Annotated in this window: 17 protein-coding genes; 14 read left to right on the forward strand and 3 right to left on the reverse strand. The window is 49.6% G+C overall.

Annotation, left to right across the window (positions count from 1 at the left end; translation table 11 throughout):
* Window positions 1–160 precede the first annotated feature (160 nt).
* The 3 genes from hemH to ileS all read left to right on the forward strand — a co-directional run bounded on the left by hemH (window position 161) and on the right by ileS (window position 5,547).
* Window positions 161–1,225, forward strand: coding sequence for a ferrochelatase (hemH, locus tag EPD17_RS00315; RefSeq protein ID WP_132050799.1), 1,065 nt, complete (start codon window positions 161–163; stop codon window positions 1,223–1,225).
* A gap of 164 nt (window positions 1,226–1,389) precedes the next feature.
* Window positions 1,390–1,941 carry a CopD family protein gene (locus EPD17_RS00320; RefSeq protein ID WP_132050801.1) on the forward strand — a complete coding sequence of 184 codons (552 nt, stop codon included), beginning with the start codon at window positions 1,390–1,392 and terminating at the stop codon, window positions 1,939–1,941.
* 183 nt (window positions 1,942–2,124) lie between these two features.
* Window positions 2,125–5,547, forward strand: coding sequence for an isoleucine--tRNA ligase (gene ileS / locus EPD17_RS00325; protein WP_132050803.1), 3,423 nt, complete (start codon window positions 2,125–2,127; stop codon window positions 5,545–5,547).
* On the opposite strand, the gene EPD17_RS20135 is transcribed toward ileS, so the two are convergent.
* Window positions 5,482–6,093, reverse strand: a complete 612-nt coding sequence (locus tag EPD17_RS20135; protein WP_240040692.1) for a hypothetical protein — start codon at window positions 6,091–6,093, stop codon at window positions 5,482–5,484. The genes ileS and EPD17_RS20135 overlap by 66 nt on opposite strands.
* A gap of 31 nt (window positions 6,094–6,124) precedes the next feature.
* Between EPD17_RS20135 and EPD17_RS20140 the strand changes: the two genes are divergently transcribed.
* Complete coding sequence (locus EPD17_RS20140; protein ID WP_240040693.1) at window positions 6,125–6,490, forward strand: TraR/DksA family transcriptional regulator; 366 nt, start codon at window positions 6,125–6,127, stop codon at window positions 6,488–6,490.
* A 155-nt stretch (window positions 6,491–6,645) separates the two neighbouring features.
* Entirely contained in the window at window positions 6,646–7,122 is a 477-nt protein-coding gene (locus tag EPD17_RS00335) for a YcxB family protein (protein ID WP_132050807.1), read from the forward strand.
* Window positions 7,123–7,652: 530 nt separating this feature from the next.
* Here EPD17_RS00335 and EPD17_RS00340 read toward each other — a convergent pair.
* A complete protein-coding gene (locus EPD17_RS00340; RefSeq protein WP_114237396.1) occupies window positions 7,653–8,081 on the reverse strand; it encodes a GNAT family N-acetyltransferase in 429 nt (142 codons plus the stop codon).
* Between the two features lie 175 nt (window positions 8,082–8,256).
* On the opposite strand from EPD17_RS00340, the gene EPD17_RS00345 reads away from it, so the two are divergent.
* The 4 genes from EPD17_RS00345 (at window position 8,257) to EPD17_RS00360 (ending at window position 12,182) form a co-directional block, all read left to right on the forward strand.
* On the forward strand, window positions 8,257–8,493 hold the full coding sequence (locus EPD17_RS00345; RefSeq protein ID WP_072835589.1) for an acyl carrier protein: 237 nt from the start codon (window positions 8,257–8,259) through the stop codon (window positions 8,491–8,493).
* A gap of 196 nt (window positions 8,494–8,689) precedes the next feature.
* Complete coding sequence (gene fabF / locus EPD17_RS00350; protein WP_132050809.1) at window positions 8,690–9,955, forward strand: beta-ketoacyl-ACP synthase II; 1,266 nt, start codon at window positions 8,690–8,692, stop codon at window positions 9,953–9,955.
* A gap of 21 nt (window positions 9,956–9,976) precedes the next feature.
* Window positions 9,977–10,723, forward strand: coding sequence for a ribonuclease III (rnc, locus tag EPD17_RS00355; RefSeq protein ID WP_132050811.1), 747 nt, complete (start codon window positions 9,977–9,979; stop codon window positions 10,721–10,723).
* Window positions 10,724–11,195: 472 nt separating this feature from the next.
* Window positions 11,196–12,182 carry a T9SS type A sorting domain-containing protein gene (locus EPD17_RS00360; RefSeq protein WP_132050813.1) on the forward strand — a complete coding sequence of 329 codons (987 nt, stop codon included), beginning with the start codon at window positions 11,196–11,198 and terminating at the stop codon, window positions 12,180–12,182.
* A gap of 88 nt (window positions 12,183–12,270) precedes the next feature.
* On the opposite strand, the gene mce is transcribed toward EPD17_RS00360, so the two are convergent.
* Window positions 12,271–12,672 carry a methylmalonyl-CoA epimerase gene (gene mce, locus EPD17_RS00365; RefSeq protein ID WP_132050815.1) on the reverse strand — a complete coding sequence of 134 codons (402 nt, stop codon included), beginning with the start codon at window positions 12,670–12,672 and terminating at the stop codon, window positions 12,271–12,273.
* A 117-nt stretch (window positions 12,673–12,789) separates the two neighbouring features.
* On the opposite strand from mce, the gene EPD17_RS00370 reads away from it, so the two are divergent.
* The 5 genes from EPD17_RS00370 to gldG all read left to right on the forward strand — a co-directional run bounded on the left by EPD17_RS00370 (window position 12,790) and on the right by gldG (window position 17,799).
* The gene (locus EPD17_RS00370) at window positions 12,790–14,007 is read left to right on the forward strand and encodes an IscS subfamily cysteine desulfurase (protein WP_317126714.1); all 1,218 of its coding nucleotides are present in this window, start codon (window positions 12,790–12,792) and stop codon (window positions 14,005–14,007) included.
* A gap of 119 nt (window positions 14,008–14,126) precedes the next feature.
* The gene (iscU, locus tag EPD17_RS00375) at window positions 14,127–14,546 is read left to right on the forward strand and encodes a Fe-S cluster assembly scaffold IscU (protein WP_114237392.1); all 420 of its coding nucleotides are present in this window, start codon (window positions 14,127–14,129) and stop codon (window positions 14,544–14,546) included.
* A gap of 89 nt (window positions 14,547–14,635) precedes the next feature.
* Window positions 14,636–14,986: a HesB/IscA family protein gene (locus EPD17_RS00380; RefSeq protein ID WP_114237391.1), complete on the forward strand. Its 351-nt coding sequence runs from the start codon at window positions 14,636–14,638 to the stop codon at window positions 14,984–14,986.
* Between the two features lie 372 nt (window positions 14,987–15,358).
* Window positions 15,359–16,078, forward strand: coding sequence for a gliding motility-associated ABC transporter permease subunit GldF (gene gldF, locus EPD17_RS00385; protein WP_132050817.1), 720 nt, complete (start codon window positions 15,359–15,361; stop codon window positions 16,076–16,078).
* Window positions 16,079–16,080: 2 nt separating this feature from the next.
* Entirely contained in the window at window positions 16,081–17,799 is a 1,719-nt protein-coding gene (gene gldG, locus EPD17_RS00390; RefSeq protein ID WP_132050819.1) for a gliding motility-associated ABC transporter substrate-binding protein GldG, read from the forward strand.
* Window positions 17,800–17,859: the final 60 nt, after the last annotated feature.

Below are 17,859 nucleotides of genomic sequence, written 5' to 3' on the forward strand. Positions count from 1 at the left end.
GAACAATTTTAGGCACCAAATGTCAAAGGGATTTCGGATTACCGATTTCGGATTGCAGTTATTGCTCATAAATTAAAACGCACTGAAATTTTCAGCGGTTCTGAATTCCGAAATCGGCAATCCGAAATCGCCTTTACTTTTGTTCCACCTAAATGTTACCATGAAAAGAGCTGTTGTACTGATGAACCTGGGATCGCCCGACTCTACCGAGGTGAAGGATGTAAAACGATACCTGAACGAGTTTTTGATGGACGAGCGGGTGATTGACAAACCATGGCTGCTCCGCGCTTTGCTGGTGCAGGGCATCATTGTTCCGTTCCGGGCGCCCAAGTCGGCGGAGGCTTATAAGTCCATCTGGACGGATGAGGGCTCGCCGCTGCTGGTCATCAGCCGGCAACTGCAACAGGCTTTGGATAAAGAAATTGACGAGCCGGTAACCATTGCCATGCGCTACGGCAACCCCTCGCCCAAAATGGCGTACGACGAACTGCTGCAGCAAAACAGCGACCTGGAAGAAGTGATCCTGGTGCCGCTGTACCCGCATTACGCAATGAGCTCGTATGAAACAGCCGTGGAATACGCTAAGGAGCAGCACCGCAAAGGCGGCTACAAGTTTAAACTGACCACGCTGAAGCCTTATTACGACGACGAAACATACCTCAACGCCTTATGCGAAAGCATGAAGCCTTACCTGGAGCAGGAATACGACAAAATATTGTTTTCGTACCACGGGGTGCCCGAACGCCATATTAAAAAAGGCGACATTACCGGGAAGCATTGCCTGCAAGTAGCTAATTGCTGCGATGTGGCCTCGGAGGCGCACCAGTATTGCTACCGCCACCAGTGCTGGGCTACCACAAAAGAAGTGGTAAAACGATTGGGCATCCCGGAAGGCAAATGGGGCTTTTCGTTCCAGAGCCGCCTGGGCCGCGATCCGTGGCTGCAGCCCTACACCGCCAAGCGGCTGGAGGAGTTGCCGGGTGAAGGAGCAAAAAAATTGCTGGTGGTTTGCCCCGCGTTTGTAAGCGATTGCCTGGAAACCCTAGAGGAAATTGCCGAAGAGGGGAAGGAAAGCTTTATCCATGCCGGCGGCGAATCGTTTACCATGATTCCCTGCCTCAATGTGCACCCGCTTTGGGTGAGCGCCCTCAAAAAATGGGTGGGTGAACTGGCCTCCGGCGACACCAGCATGAAGCTGGGCAAAATGGTGCACGAGTTGGCGTGAAACAGTTGAAGGTTTAAAGTTGTTCGATTTGTTCAAGGACGTTCAACGAGTTGTTGACACATGTACCTTTTGAACATATTAAACACGTTGAAACATTTGAACAACCTTAAACCTTAAACTTTAGACTTTAAACACCCAAACTACAAACCCAAAACGCCCCTCCCGTGTACCTCTACCTAAAAGCCTTGCACATTATTTTCGTGGTAACTTGGTTTGCCGGGATGTTTTACATTGTCCGCTTGTTTATTTACAACACCGAAGCACAGGAGCGGCCTGAGCCGGAGCGGAGCATTTTAGGCAAACAACTTGCGCTGATGACGCAACGGCTGTGGATGGGCATTACGTGGCCCTCGGCCATACTTACATTGATTTTTGGGCCTTGGGTAATGTGGCAGGGCGGCTGGTTCAACACCGTTTTTACTGAAGGCGGCCGCTGGCTGGCCGTGAAGATCCTGTTTGTGGCCGGGTTGTACGCTTACCATTATTCGCTCCACGTTATTTATAAGCAGGAAATGCGCGGCGTTTTTAAATACAGCTCGCAAAAGCTGCGGGTTTGGAACGAAGTGGCCACCATCTTTTTAGTTACAGTGGTAATTTTGGCTACGGTTAAAACCAGCGTGTCCTGGCTTTGGGGCCTGCTGGGGCTGATTGCATTTATAGTGGTGCTGATGAGTGCCATTAAAATCTACAAGAACATCAGGGCCAAAGGGGCCTGAGCGGCACAAAAACATCGCACCATTTTCCTTCTATTACTTTTCCGGCACTGCCGCCGGGCTCACATGCGCCAAATATTGCAAAAATTACAACAGCGAAAGCGGCCAAACAGGTGGCCCGTCGCAATTCTTCCCCTTTGCTTTCCTTACCTTTAGCCCCATTTTCAAAATCGTATTATTGTCCATATGGCCAATCGTTATAAAGAATTCAAGCACCTGAACCTGCCCGCCATCGAAAAAGAAGTACTCGACCGCTGGGAACGTGAGGAGGCTTTTCAAAAAAGTGTTTCGCTACGCGAAGGCGCACCTTCCTTTGTTTTTTACGAAGGCCCGCCTTCTGCCAACGGCATGCCCGGCATTCACCACGTTATTTCCCGCACTTTAAAGGACTTGGTGTGCCGCTACAAAACGGCCAAAGGTTTCCAGGTGGAGCGCAAGGGCGGCTGGGATACCCATGGCCTGCCGGTGGAACTGGGCGTGGAAAAAGAGCTGGGCATTACCAAGGAAGACATCGGCAAAACCATTTCGGTGGCCGAGTACAATCAAAAATGCCGCGAAGCCGTATTGCGTTACAAAGACAAGTGGGACGATCTGACCACGCAAATGGGCTACTGGGTGGACCTGAAAAATCCATACATCACGTTTACCAACGAGTACATTGAAAGCCTGTGGTGGTGCCTGAAGGAGTTGTATAAAAAAGGCCTGCTGTACAAAAGCGTTTCCATCCAGCCTTATTCGCCTGCTGCCGGCACCGGCCTCAGCTCACACGAGCTGAACCAGCCCGGTACTTATAAAATGGTGAAAGACACCAGCGCCACGGTTGGATTTAAAGTGGTACAAAACGAAAAAAGCCAGTTTCTTTTTGAGGCTGCGAACTCCGAACTTCAGACTGGCGACTTAGAACTCTACTTTCTCGCCTGGACCACCACCCCTTGGACACTTCCTTCCAACCTGGGCCTCACAGCCGGGCCGGATATTGATTATGTGCTGGTAAAAACATTCAACCCCTACACCTACCAGCCGCAGCATGTGATCCTGGCCAAGGCGCTGCTGCACAAATATTTCAAAGCCGAAGGCGAAAACGCCGACTTTGCTGCCTATGCCGAAGGCGACAAGGTGATACCTTATAATATTGTATCCCAGTTTAAAGGCCGGCAGCTCGAAGGCGTTGCATACGAGCAACTGCTGCCTTACGAGGCTAACTCACTGGAAGCCATCCGTGCCATTACCCCCGATGCGCAGCCGTTCCGGGTGCTGATGGGCGATTTTGTAACCACTGAAGATGGTACCGGCATGGTGCACACCGCCCCTGCCTTTGGTGCGGATGACTATAAAGTGGGCAAAAAGTACGGCATCGGCATCCTAACGCTGGTGGACCGCGAAGGCAAATTTGTGGACGGCCTCGGTGAGTTCAGCGGCCGTTTTATCAAGGATTATAAAAATCAGCCTGATTACCAGGATGTGAACGTGGACATTTCCGTAAAACTGAAACGGGAAGGCCGCGCCTTTAAAGTAGAAAAATACGAGCACAGCTACCCCCACTGCTGGCGCACCGATAAGCCGGTGGTATACTACCCGCTGGATGCTTGGTTTATTAAAACTACGGCACTGAAAGACCGGATGGTGGATCTGAATAAAACCATCAACTGGAAACCAGCCGCCACAGGCACCGGCCGTTTTGGCCAGTGGCTCGAAAACATGGTGGATTGGAACCTTAGCCGCAGCCGCTACTGGGGCACACCGCTGCCCGTTTGGCGCACCGAAGATGGCAGCGAGGAAAAATGCATTGGCTCCATTGCCGAGCTGAACGAAGAAATTGTAAAAGCCAACCAAGTGCTGGGCGGCGATGTAAATAAAGCCTACCTGCACGATGGCATTTTGGACCTGCACAAACCTTATGTAGATGAGGTGGTGCTGGTTTCGTCAACCGGCCAGCCCATGCGCCGCGAGCCTGACCTCATCGACGTGTGGTTTGATTCGGGTGCCATGCCCTATGCGCAGGCTCATTTTCCGTTCGAAAACCGCGAGTTTTTTGCCAAAAACTACCCCGCCGATTTTATCTGCGAAGGTGTGGACCAAACCCGCGGCTGGTTTTATACCCTGCATGCGCTAGCTGCTATGCTTAAAGAGTCGGTGCACGAAGTGCTGAAAGAAGACGCCTACCTGGGTGATGTAGATAAAGAATATCCCGGCCTGGCGTATAAAACGGTGGTTTCCAACGGCCTGGTGCTGGATAAGAACGGCAACAAAATGAGCAAACGCCTCGGTAACGTGGTGGATCCGTTCAAAACCATCGCCGATTTTGGCGCCGATGCCACCCGCTGGTACCTCATCACCAATGCTTCGCCCTGGGATAACCTAAAGTTTGACCTCGAAGGCATCAAAGAAGTGCAGCGCAAGTTTTTTGGCACCTTATATAATACCTACCAGTTTTTTGCACTTTATGCCAATGTGGACGGTTTTGCCTTTAAAGAAGCGCCCATCCCCGTAGCCCAGCGGCCAGAAATCGACCAGTGGATATTGTCGAGCTTGCAAACATTGGTCCAGAAGGTAACCACCGCATTTGATGAGTACGAACCTACCCAGGCTGGACGATTGATTGAGGATTTTGTGGACGAGCAGCTCAGCAACTGGTATGTGCGCCTGTGCCGCCGCCGGTTTTGGAAAGGTGAGTACGAAAGCGACAAAATTGCCGCGTACCAAACCCTGTACGATTGCCTTGAAACAGTGGTGCGGCTGATGGCGCCCATTTCGCCCTTCTTTGCCGATGAGTTGTTCCTCAACCTCAATGCGGTAAGCGGCCGCTTTACCGAGGCTTCGGTACACCATGTGCTATTCCCCGTTGCCGACGAGTCGCTGATCGATACGCTGCTGGAAGAACGGATGGCCCTAGCGCAGGATGCTTCCTCGCTGGTCCTGTCGCTGCGCAAAAAAGTAAACATCAAGGTGCGGCAGCCGCTGCAAAAGATACTGGTGCCCGTGCTCAACGGCTCCATGGAAGACCAGCTGCGGCAGGTGGAAAGCCTCATTTTGGCCGAGGTGAACGTAAAAGAAATTGAATACCTCACTGATACCGAAGGATTTATTAAAAAGAAGATCCGGCCCAACTTTGGTGCGCTGGGCAAAAAACTGGGCCCGAAAATGAAGGCGGTTTCCGGTGCTTTGGCCCAATTTGGTCAGCACGAGATTGCTTTATTTGAAAAAGAAGGCCGATATTCACTCCCCATTGACGGCGATTTTGTTGAGCTTGTTTTAAGCGAAGTAGAGATTACTTCCGAGGACATCCCGGGCTGGACCGTAGCCAGCAAAGGAGCCCTTACCGTGGCATTGGACATCAACATTACGCCTGAGCTGGAACAGGAAGGCAATGCCCGGGAATTTGTGAACCGCATCCAAAAAGTGCGCAAAGACAGTGGGTTTGAACTCACCGATCGCATTTTGGTAAAAATTGGAGGCGCCGACGGGCTTGAATCATCACTTATTAGATTTGAAAACTATATTTGTACGGAAATTTTGGCAGACAAGCTGGAGTTTATTCCCCATCTAACCGATGGCACAGAAATAGAAGTGAATGATAAAACGCTGAAAGTCATCGTTTCTAAAATTTAGCAACCGTATGGCCACAAAGAAAGCAGCCTCAAAGAAAACAGCCAAAGCTGCAGCACCGGTAAAAAAAGCCGTTGCAAAAGCAGCCCCGGCAAAATCTGGTGCATCAAAAACCGGTAAAGCCACAGCAGCCAAGCCTGCCCCTAAAGCAGTGCCTGCTCCAAAAGCGGCTGCTAAAAAAGCTGCGCCGGAAAAGGCCGATAAACCCGCCGCTCCGAAAAGTGCAGCACCCGCCAAAACGGTAAAGGCTCCGGCCAAAGCGGTTGCTGCCCCTAAAAAAGCTGCGGCTAAAACAGCACCGGCCAAAGCTGCCCCTGCCAAGGCAGCCCCTAAAACCAGTGCGCCTGTGCAAAAACCAGTAGTAGCTGCGCCAACAACAGAAGAAGTGAAACCTGCAATAAAGCCGTTGGAAACCACCCCCGCCAAAAAAGCGGTGGCCGCACCGGCTAAAAAGGCTGCGAAAGAGCCCAAACCTGTTGTGATTCCTAAAACCAGCACCAACAAGGCTGTGAAGTACGAGCCAGAATTTACCAAATCCGTTTTAGACACACAAAATCAGGAGCCATCAGGAGGACCCACCATGAGATATTCAGACGCCGAGCTGCAAGAATTCCGCGACCTTATCAACCGAAAACTGGACGCTGCCAAAAAAGAACTGGCTTATCTGCAAGGACTGATTACCCGCAAAGACGGTAGCGGCGACCTCGACGAGGGCAGGTATATGACCATGGAAGACGGTACCATGAGCATGGAACGTGAACAGCTGAGCCAGATGGCCAGCCGCCAGATCCAGTTCATCGACCACTTGGAAAAGGCCATCATGCGCATCGAAAACAAAACCTATGGCGTGTGCCGCGTAACCGGCAAACTCATTGAAAAAGCCCGCCTGCGTGCCGTGCCCCACGCCACGCTGAGCATTGAGGCCAAGCAAATGATGAATAAATAAGGACCACTTTAAAAAATACGGAAGCCCTGCACCTGCAGGGCTTTTTTTTGCGCCGTGCTGCAACGGGCAAAAAGTTATGACGGGTGTTTGGCGGTTCAATGATGCATTTAAATAACTTACAGGCCCGCTTAATAACCACCTTTACCGCCCGGCTTATGACCATCAATTTTAGCTACAATAAAAAGCAGGTGCTGCAGGCCCTGCGCTACCATTTTCTTTCGCGCCGCGAAATAAGGCTGATGATCATCCTGGTAAATGTATTTGCGTTTGTGGCCGCTGCCTTATTTTATTTAAAACAAGTAACGCCGCTGGCGTTCCTGGTGAGCTCGCTGCTGTGGATCGTGCTGATGATCACTTTTTGGTTTTTACTGCCCGGTGCCGTTTACCGCAGGGCTTCCACTTTCCGCGATCATTTTACCATGCGGTTTACCGACGAGCAGTTTTCGCTGGGCAACGAGCGGGGCTCCCGTGCCTGGCCGTGGAATGCGCTGAAAACATTTATGGAAACCCCCAACTTTTTCCACCTCTATTTCGATAGCCGTTCCTTTTTCCTGGTGCCCAAAGATTCCTTTGCCAGTCGGGACGAAGTTTCGGAAATGCGGCAATTGTTGAAAAACAAGGTGGCAGCATAGGGAATGTCGAACAGAAGGCCAAGGAATTTCGAACAGACGAAGTCGGAGGAGCATATCGAACAAGGAACAAGGAATGTCGAACCGCAGAAGGGAGTGATGAATTAGAAATGATGAGTTATGAATTAGCAAGCCGGTTTGTTAAAGGAGAAATGCAGAATGTTGACACAAAGAAATGAGCAATAAAAAAGTGGGCGTAGCCCACACCCGTTGGTAGCGCAACATTTAAACAGGGAAATATCTGGGCGTAGCCCAAACCCATCGAGTGGGCTGCTTGCTGCAATATTTCGGTGGTTCACCGGGTTGTTCTACGATCAACCGAAATGATGGCAACCAGTAAATCCATTTTCTACAAACAGGTTTGGGCTACGCCCAAGTGTTGGATATCAAAAAGAATATCGAATACAGGAACAAATGAATTAAGAATGATGAGTGATGAATTTACCAGGAGCCCGATAATTAATAATCCATAATCAATAATTCATCATTCCCCTTTATCATTCAACATTCCTTGTTCATCTGTTCGACATTCCTCAGAGTTCTTTCTCCATCACATAGTGCGGAATGGTGATTTCCTGAAATTCGGCTCCGCTTACCCGGTAGCCCATTTTTTCATAAAAGCCAATGGCATTCTTACGGGCATGCATGGTTATTTTTTCGTACCCCTGGTCGCGGGCCAGGTTTTCGGCAAATTGGATGAGGGCCTTGCCCACCCCTTTTCCCTGCAGGTCGTTGCGTACCGCCATCTGGCGCAGCCGCACGGTTTTGGGTCCTTCTTCCACCAGCATGCAGCAGCCCAGCATCTTGCCATCGTCCAGTGCGGCCATCATCAGGTTGCCCTGTTCGCGTTCCAGTTCTTCCGGCGTAAACGTAAGCCCCAGCGGGCGGCGTAATATTTCATCGCGCAGCCGCACCATTTCCCGGTAATCGCTAGTGCCGTAATCAATTATTTTCAATGCCATGCTGTATGTTTGTGTGCCGTCAAGTTACAAATATCTCGGAAACGGGCCAATTGAAAATGACCTTGTTAAAGGCTGTAATCCGCCATAGCAAAGGATTTGGCGGGTATTTTTGCACAAGGGGCTAATTATTTTAAAAACTTCTATTTTTGCACCACTATAACCAAACTTTTACATCATGTCAGACATTGCAGCAAGAGTAAAAAAGATCATTGTAGACAAGCTGGGCGTTGACGAAGCGGAAGTGACAAATGAGGCTTCTTTCACAAATGACCTGGGTGCCGATTCGCTCGACACGGTTGAACTGATCATGGAATTCGAAAAAGAATTCAACATCTCTATTCCCGACGAGCAGGCTGAAACCATTACCACTGTGGGCCAGGCTGTTTCTTACCTTGAAGAGCACGCTAAATAAGAAAAACATCATTATCAGCTCCGTTACCCAAACGGAATAAACTTAATTACCCGCCTTTGACTGAAAAGCAAAGGCGGTTTTCACTTAGTAAATCCGAAATAAATTACCCGGAATCCAAAGCACAGCCAGTAACATTGTTGGCTTCGGATTTCGGACTTTATTTCTTTTTCCTTAAAAAAACAGGGTGCAGGCAAATATGCAATTAAAGCGGATTGTAGTAACAGGAATGGGTGCTCTTACACCATTGGGCAACACGGTTTCCGAATTTTGGGACAACCTACGCAATGGCGTAAGCGGTGCTGATTTCATCACACAGTTTGATGCGTCGAAATTTAAAACAAGGTTTGCCTGCGAAATAAAAGACTTTGAACCCACCAACTTCCTCGACCGCAAGGAAGCCCGCAAAATGGACCGCTTTACACAGGTAGCCATCGTGGCTTCCGACCAGGCGGTGCAGGATGCCGGCATCAGCGCCGACAACGTAAACCCCGACCGCGTAGGCGTTGTATTTGCCTCGGGCATCGGCGGCCTTATTACGTTTCAGGAAGAGGTAACTAATTTTGCCAAAGGCGACGGCACACCCCGATTCAACCCATTCTTTATCCCGAAAATGATCCTGGACATTGCAGCCGGCCACATTTCGATGCGGCATGGTTTCCGTGGGCCCAACTTTTCGGTGGTAAGTGCCTGTGCCTCGGCTACAAATGCCATGATGGAAGCCTTCAACCTCATTCGGTTGGGCAAGGCCGATATTATTATTACCGGTGGTGCCGAAACGGTTATTTCCGAAGCAGGCATTGGCGGCTTCAACGCCATGAAGGCCCTCAGTGAACGCAACGACGACCCCAAAACGGCCAGCCGCCCTTACGATAAAGACCGCGATGGTTTTGTAATGGGTGAAGGGGCCGGCGTGCTGGTGTTTGAAGAACTGGAACATGCCCTGGCCCGCGGTGCTAAAATTTACTGCGAAATTGGCGGCGCCGGTGCTACAGCCGATGCGCACCACCTCACCGCTCCGCACCCCGAGGGGCTGGGCGCCAAAAACGTAATGCTGCAGGCACTGGAAGATGCCGGTATGCAACCCACCGATATCGATTACATCAACACCCACGGCACCTCAACCCCGCTGGGCGATGTAGCCGAAGTAAAAGCCATCCAGGCGGTGTTTGGCGAGCATGCATACGAACTCAATATTTCTTCTACCAAATCAATGACCGGACACTGCCTTGGTGCCGCCGGTGTTATCGAAGCCATTGCCTGTATTCAAAGTGTGCAGCACAATGTGGTGCCGCCTACCATCAACCATTTTACCGACGATCCGGAACTGGACCCACGGCTGAACTTTACTTTTCACACAGCGCAAGAACGTGTGGTAAATGCCGCCCTGAGTAATACATTTGGTTTTGGCGGGCACAATGCTTGCATGATTTTTAAAAAATATTCTGCTCCAACGGTTGGATAGGCAGGAAGTATTAAAAAGCGCATGTCCTTTGTGGGTTTCTGGACCAGTTTGTATAAAAAGCACGCAGGCTCTTCGTTCAAGAAAAGCCTGAAAGCAATATTGGGGTACACACCCGGCAACGTGTCGCTGTACCGCATGGCCCTTACCCACCGCTCCATTAAAGAAACATCGGCCGAAAACAATGAACGCTTGGAGTACCTGGGCGACGCCATCCTTAGTGCCGTTATTGCCGATTACCTGTTCAAGCGCTATCCTTATAAAGAGGAAGGTTTTTTAACCGAAATGCGCAGCAAGATGGTGAACCGGTCGCAGCTCAACGATATTGCGGTAAAAATGGGGCTCAAAAAAGTTACCGTTTTCAATAAGTCGGACGCCTCGCTGAAAGCCAGCCAGATTTTTGGCAACACGCTGGAAGCCCTGGTGGGCGCCATTTACCTGGACCTGGGTTATAAAAAAACAGCCAAGTGGGTGGGCGAACGCATCATTATGCCCCACATGTTTGTTGACGACCTGGAGGTAAAAGAAATCAACCACAAAAACAAGCTGTATGGGTGGGCCAACAAAAACGGCAAAGCCCTGGAGTTTGAAACCCTGAACGAACAAATGCAAAGCGGCCGCAGGCTATTTACCGTAGGTGCGGTGATCAACGGCAAAGTGGTGGCCGAAGGAAAAGCCTACAACAAGAAAGACGCTTCGCAAATAGCAGCGCAACTGGCCGTGGAAAAACTGGGCATTGTTAACGCCGACTCGCCTACCAACTCATTGTAACCAACTTATTGCCTTTGGGCAAAACGGATGCACTCGCTGCATCCGTTTTTTTATGCATCATACTTCGTGATTGCACATAATATGCTTGCAGCACGGCCTTCCCGTTTCACCAAAACTTATCACCTGATTTTACTTAGGTAGCTAAGTGTTTTTCTAAGGGTTTGCCCAATTCACTTAGTGGGCCATTATGCATGTATTTAGATAAAAACAACGTCAGCCTGAAATTTTTTTAAGCTCATCAATAAACATGGGCTTTTATTCACCTATATAATCATCTGCAGGAGCATTTTTTAAATTTTACGTTTAAATAAATATGTGTTTTTACTATGCAACTAAGTAAAATCACTTTCCTAAGTAAAAACCCTAGCTATATTTGCATCAGCAAAGTAAAGGAGCTACTTAAATACCCTTAGAAAACGATCAGCACTTTACTTAGAGCCCCTAAAGAAAACTTTAAGATCAATCCGTACTCATGAAGAAATTTTACACTACCCTCGTTGCTATTGCCCTCTTTTTTGGTGCTAATGCCCAACAAGTAAACCAACTGCTGAAAGCATCGAACATCTCCGATAGCAAAAGCTGGAGCCAAAAGCGTGTGCCTGTTTCCGGCGATACTGTACTGATCCCCGCAACCGCTGTTTATACCATTAGTGAAGACGTAGACCTTTCGAGCCAAGATCTTTATGTAAAGGTGGAAGGCAAGGTTACCCTGCAAAAGGCTACCATTAAATTGAGCAACAACTCCGAGCTGGTACTCACCAGCAAAACAGCCTCCATCAATGCAACCAGCGGCAAAGGCAACAGCATCATTTTTGTAGGCGGCGCCGAAAAATACAAAGGCAGCCAAGGCCTGGAAGTTGGCCCGGCTTACATCAACAAAAACGTAAGCGCTTTTACCGAGTTTGCCCCCACCACCTTGCCCGTAAAATTCATTGGCTTTTCTGTAGCCCGCGCCACTACCGGCACCATGGTACAGTGGGCCACTTCCGAAGAGATCAACGCCAGCCACTACGATGTGGAGCGCAGCGAAGACGGCACCAACTGGAAAAAGATTGCAGCGGTATTTGCCATCGGCAACTCCACCAATGTAAACAGCTACAGCTACACCGACCGCAGCTCGGTAAACCGCATCGCTTATTTTCGCATCCGCCAGGTTGATATCGATGGCCGCTTTACTTATACTGCAGTAAAAACCATCACCACCGCCAACACGGCTGCTGCACAGGTTTCTATCAGCAGCACCACCGGCAACTTTGTACTCATCCAACTGGCACAACAAATCAGCACCCCGGTGCAAGTGCGCATCATCACGATGAACGGACAGGTGGTGTCGCAGCAGGAGTTTAAACAAACCGGCAGCCAAATCATTCTGCCAAAAGGTGCCGCAGCTTCCGGCGCTTACATTGTAAGCCTTACCGGTGGCAGCAACCTGAACGTATCAAAGCAGGTAATGCTGTAAAGAAATTGAGGATTGAACTTTTTCGATAGGCGCGTTTAACAAAAGATGCCCCGGCCGAGTGCCGGGGCTCTTCATTATAGAAGGGCTTTTAGTGCCGGTCCTGGCAGAGTTCAATAAGTACGCCGTTGGTATCTTTGGGGTGCACAAAACAAACCAGCTTGCCATCAGCACCGGGCTTGGGCACTTCATTAAGCAGCGTAAAACCTTCGGCTTTCAGCCGGGCCATTTCGGCTTCGATATCTGCTACCGCAAATGCAATATGGTGCATGCCTTCGCCGCGTTTTTCAATAAACCGGCTGATCACGCCATCGGGCCGTGTTGATTCCAGCAGTTCGATCTTTGATTCGCCCTGTTGGAAAAAAGCAGTCGCCACATTTTCTGCGGTTACTTCTTCGGTTTTATAACAAGGTGTGTTCAGCAATTTTTCGAAAAGGGGAACGGATTGCTGCAGCGACTTTACGGCAATACCAATGTGCTCAACTTTTAACATGTGCATTTGTTTAGGAGAATGGTAAATTTACAGTCATAGATAGTTTCTATAAGCATAGATTGCCGTATAATGGGTAATTTTGCACTCTGAAACGAATACCTATAATCTTTAATTTTTATGCTGCAACGTCCTATTTACCTCGACCATAATGCTACCACGCCCTGCGACCCGCGGGTAGTGGAAGCAATGATCCCATATTTTACCGAAGCTTTCGGTAATGCGGCCAGCCGCAACCACCCTTTTGGTTGGAAGGCCGAAGAAGCAGTGGATTATGCCCGGGAGCAGGTAGCCAAACTGATCAACGCCGATCCTAAAGAGATCATCTTTACGTCCGGCGCTACCGAAGGCGACAACCTGGCGCTGAAAGGCGTTTTTGAAATGTATGCTTCCAAAGGCAACCACATCATTACCTGCAACTTCGAGCACAAAGCCGTGCTGGATACCTGCAAGCACCTCGAAAAAGAAGGCGCTGAGGTAACTTACCTGGAAGTAAATGATAAAGGCCTCATTACTCCTGAGCAGGTGGAAGCGGCGATCAAGCCCAACACCATCCTCATTGCGCTGATGTATGCCAACAACGAAATTGGCACCGTGCTGCCCATCCGCGAAATTGGCGCCATTGCCAAAAAACACGGCGTGCTGCTGTTTTCCGACGCAGTACAGGCAGTAGGCAAAATCCCTGTGGACGTTAAAGCCGACGGCATTGACCTGATGGCATTTACCGCACACAAAATGTATGGACCTAAAGGCGTTGGTGCACTGTATGTGCGCCGCAAAGGCCCCCGCGTAAAAGTTACCGCCCAGATGGACGGTGGCGGTCACGAACGTGGCATGCGCAGCGGCACCCTCAACGTTCCGGGTATTGTTGGTTTTGGTAAAGCATGCGAGCTGGCGCAAAACGAAATGCAACAAGATGCAGAGCGCCTGAGCAAGCTGCGCGACAAGCTGGAAACAGCCCTGCTGCAACTGGAAGAAGCTTATGTAAACGGCGACCCAGCACACCGCCTGCCCCACGTTTCCAATGTTTCGTTTAAATACGTGGAAGGTGAAGGCCTGATGATGGGCTTTAATAAAGACATCGCACTTTCATCCGGTTCGGCCTGTACCTCGGCTTCGCTGGAGCCCTCTTATGTGCTGAAAGCACTGGGCCTGGGCGATGATCTGGCACACAGTTCGCTCCGTTTTGGACTTGGCCGCTACACCACCGAAGAGCAGATCGATTACACTATCGACGCCGTTTCGAAAACCGTGTTGAAGCTGCGTGAAATGAGCCCGCTTTGGGAAATGTACAAAGAGGGCATCGATATGAATTCTATTGAGTGGGCACACCATTAAGGAAATTGAAAAGGGTTCAATTTGAAAATTTGAAAATGGTTTTTCAGATTGAACCCATCCCAATAAAGACAGCACCATTTTCAAATTAACCAATCTTCAAATTTTCAAATTAGCATACTATGGCTTACTCCGACAAGGTTTTAGACCATTACAATAACCCCAAGAATGTGGGTACGCTTGATAAAAGCAAAAACAACGTAGGCACCGGCCTGGTGGGTGCACCTGAGTGCGGCGACGTAATGCGCCTGCAAATTGAAGTGGACGACGTTACCGGCGTGATCAAAGACGCTAAGTTCAAAACATTTGGCTGCGGTTCGGCTATTGCTTCTTCCTCGCTGGCAACAGAGTGGCTGAAAGGCAAATCCATCGACGAAGCCGTGAAGATCGACAACATGGTGCTGGTGGAAGAACTGAACCTGCCGCCTGTGAAAATTCACTGTTCGGTACTGGCCGAAGACGCCATCAAAGCAGCCATCAACGACTACCGCAAAAAGAACGGACTGGAAGAGCTGCAGTTTGAAGAAAGTGTAGTACACTAAAATAGCTTCAAGCTTTTAGCTGCAAGCCGCAAGTTATTATTGAAGGCTTGTAGCTTGTAGCTAATGGCTTGCGGCTCAAAGCATTTACTATGGTAGCAACAGATAATGCCATTTTCGTAAGCGATAAGGCAAAGGAAAAAGTACAGCAGTTGATGAACGATGCCGGCATTGCAGGCGACACGTCCTATTTTCTGCGGGTAAGCGTGGTAGGCGGCGGTTGCTCGGGCCTGAGCTACAAGCTCGATTTCGACAACGAGTCGAAACCGATGGACCAGGTGTTTGAAGACAACGGCGTTAAAGTGGTCACCGACCTGAAAAGCTTTTTGTACCTCGTAAATACAGAACTGAAGTTTTCGGACGGCCTCAATGGCAAGGGCTTTTATTTCGAAAACCCCAACGCCAGCCGCACCTGTGGTTGCGGTGATAGCTTCGCTGTATAACCAGTGATGTGTAAGATTTGAAATGATTTTTTATTATGGGCGTACTTGTAAAATAGGCCGCTGATATAAATATAAAACCCCGCAGCAAAGCGGGGTTTTATATTTATAGAAAAAAGGTGAAAAGTATTGCTGCTGCTACATTTTACAACATTAAAAAAAGCACATCTGCATTTAAACAACACCGCAACAAACATTTGCGCATAACCCCCACCGTCACTTCTTTCCTGCCTTTTATCTTCGTGCTCCTTCCTGTCTTTGTGTCTTCGTGGCTCAAAAAAGCAGCCACGCTTTCAACTTTAGCGTTCTGACTCCCAACTATGGCCTATTTTGCAATCACATCTTATATCCCACTACTAACCCGGATTTGCACACATGTGGTCAATTTGTAAAAAAGAATTCAGCCAGTTTTTCAGCTCCCTCACGGGTTATATCGCCATTGTGGTGTTCCTGCTCATCAACGGGCTGGTGCTGTTTGTTTTTCGCAACAATATATTGGACAGCGGCTTTGCCACGCTGGACGAGTTTTTTTCCTTTGCTCCCTGGGTCATGCTGTTCCTCACGGCGGCCATCACCATGCGGTCGTTTGCCGATGAATTTCGCAGCGGCACTTTTGAAGTGCTGCGTACCCGCCCACTTACAGCATGGCAACTGGTGTTGGGCAAATTCTTCGGATCCTTTGCCGTAGCCGTTATTGCGCTGCTGCCTACGCTGGTATACTTTGTTTCCATCAACAACTTGGCAGCCACCACGGGCATCGACGCCGGCGCTGCAGCGGGCTCTTATTTAGGACTGCTATTTCTCACTGCTGTATTTACTGCCATTGGCATTGCCGTTTCTTCGTTTACGCCCAACGCGGTTATTGCATTCATCATCAGCCTGGTGGTGATGGTGCTGTTTTATTTTGGATTCGAAGCGCTGAGCCAGCTATCCATTTTCGAGAACGGCGCCGATTATTATATCGAAATGCTGGGCATCCGGTTTCATTACCAAAGCATCAGCCGAGGCGTTATTGATACCCGCGACCTTGTTTACTTTATTAGCCTGGTGCTGTTCTTTTTACTTATCACCCGTCAAAACCTGCAGCAACGATAGCCATGTTCCAAATTCTTGCAAAAAAACGGGCCGCGTGGCTCCTGCTCATTGTAGGGTTGTTTTTGGTAAATGGATTGGCTTCGCTGGTGCATTACCGTGCCGACCTTACCGCTGAAAAAAGGTACTCGCTGAGCGAACCCACCAAAAAATTATTGGGTGGTTTAGATAGCACCGTGCAGATCGATGTGCTGCTGGACGGCGGCGACCTGCCCGCTGTGGTGCGCCGCTTTCGCAATGCCATTGGCGAATTTCTTTTTGAAGCAAGGCAATACGGCGGCAGCAATTTGCAGGTGCGTTTTATAAACCCTTATGCCGATGCAGCGGACACGGCAACTACCCGCCGGCTCGAAGATTCGCTGCAGTTGTATTACGGCCTCAATGCCGTGCTGTTTAATGCACCGGAAAAAGTAGGCGATGAACTGGAAGTAAAAAAACTGATTCATGGTGCCGTGGTGCGCCAAGGCGACCGTGCCATTGGTGTGGATTTTCTGAAAGGTGCCCGCTCGTTTGGCACCGAAGCAGAACAACTGGCAGCACTGTATAACAATGTGGAAGCTTCGCTGGAGTACAATTTTGCTTCGGCCATAGAAAAAGTATCGGCCGCAAAAAGGCCTTTTGTTGGCTATGCCATGGGCCACGGCGAAGGTTGGGGCTATAATGTAGATGATGCGGTGCGTACCCTGTTGGATAATTATGATTTTGATACCGTCAACCTGAAACAGGTGCCGTATATACCTAAGCAATTGGATGCGCTGGTGGTACTGAAACCCACCCAGCCTTTTTCCGATGGGGAAAAACTCAAGATCGACCAATATGTAATGAACGGCGGAAAGGTGTTTTGGATGATCGACAACATGTACGCCGAGTTTGACTCCTTGTATAAAACCGGCGGCTTTGTGGCGTTTGATCGTGGGCTAAATTTGGAAGACCTGCTGTTTAATTACGGCGTCCGCATCAACCAATCTTTATTACAGGACATGCAGGCCGATCAACTGCCGCAAGTGAGCGGCGAAGGCGAGGGCCAACAGCGCCGCCTGGTTACCTGGCCGTTTTTTCCCATTCTCAATGGCTCGGAGCATCCCATTTCCAAAAACCTCGATGGTGTTCGCAGCATGTTTCCCACCACGCTGGATACGGTAGCGGCCTCTGGCATTCAAAAAACATTTTTACTCAGTTCCTCTGCCAATGCACGGGTGCTGCAGGCACCGGCCCGCATCGACTTTGAGTTTTTGCAAATTGCCCCCGACGAAAAGTTGTTTACCCAAAAGAATGTGCCGGTAGCAGCCCTGCTCGAAGGCGATTTCCGATCCCTGTACACCGGGCGGGTGCCCAAAGCCGTGGCCGACTCGTTTGCGGCAGCAGGCCAGCCGGTTAAATATAAAGTGGGCGGGCAAAACAAAATGATTGTGGTGGCTGATGGCGACGTTGCCCTGAACCAGTACAGCGAGTTTTCGGGGCCGCTGCCCATGGGCCGCAACCTGTTTACCCAATATACTTTTGCCAACAAGGACTTTTTCCTCAACAGCCTGGAGTACTTGGTAAACCCTTCCGATATTTTGCAATCCCGCGCCAAAGAGTACACCCTTCGGCTGCTCGATCCGCGGGCCGTAAAAGAACAGCGGGCCAAATGGCAGGCCATCAACGTGGCGATGCCCGTGGTGCTCATTGTGCTATTTGGCGCCGTGTACCAGCAGTGGCGCCGGCGCAAGTATGCGAAGTGAGATGATGGATGATAGATGGTGGATGATAGTAAACATCAGGATCTAGAACAAGGCATCAAC

The organism is Pseudocnuella soli (assembly GCF_004347775.1).
GTDB classification, from domain to species: Bacteria; Bacteroidota; Bacteroidia; order Chitinophagales; family Chitinophagaceae; genus Flavisolibacter; species Flavisolibacter aquaticus.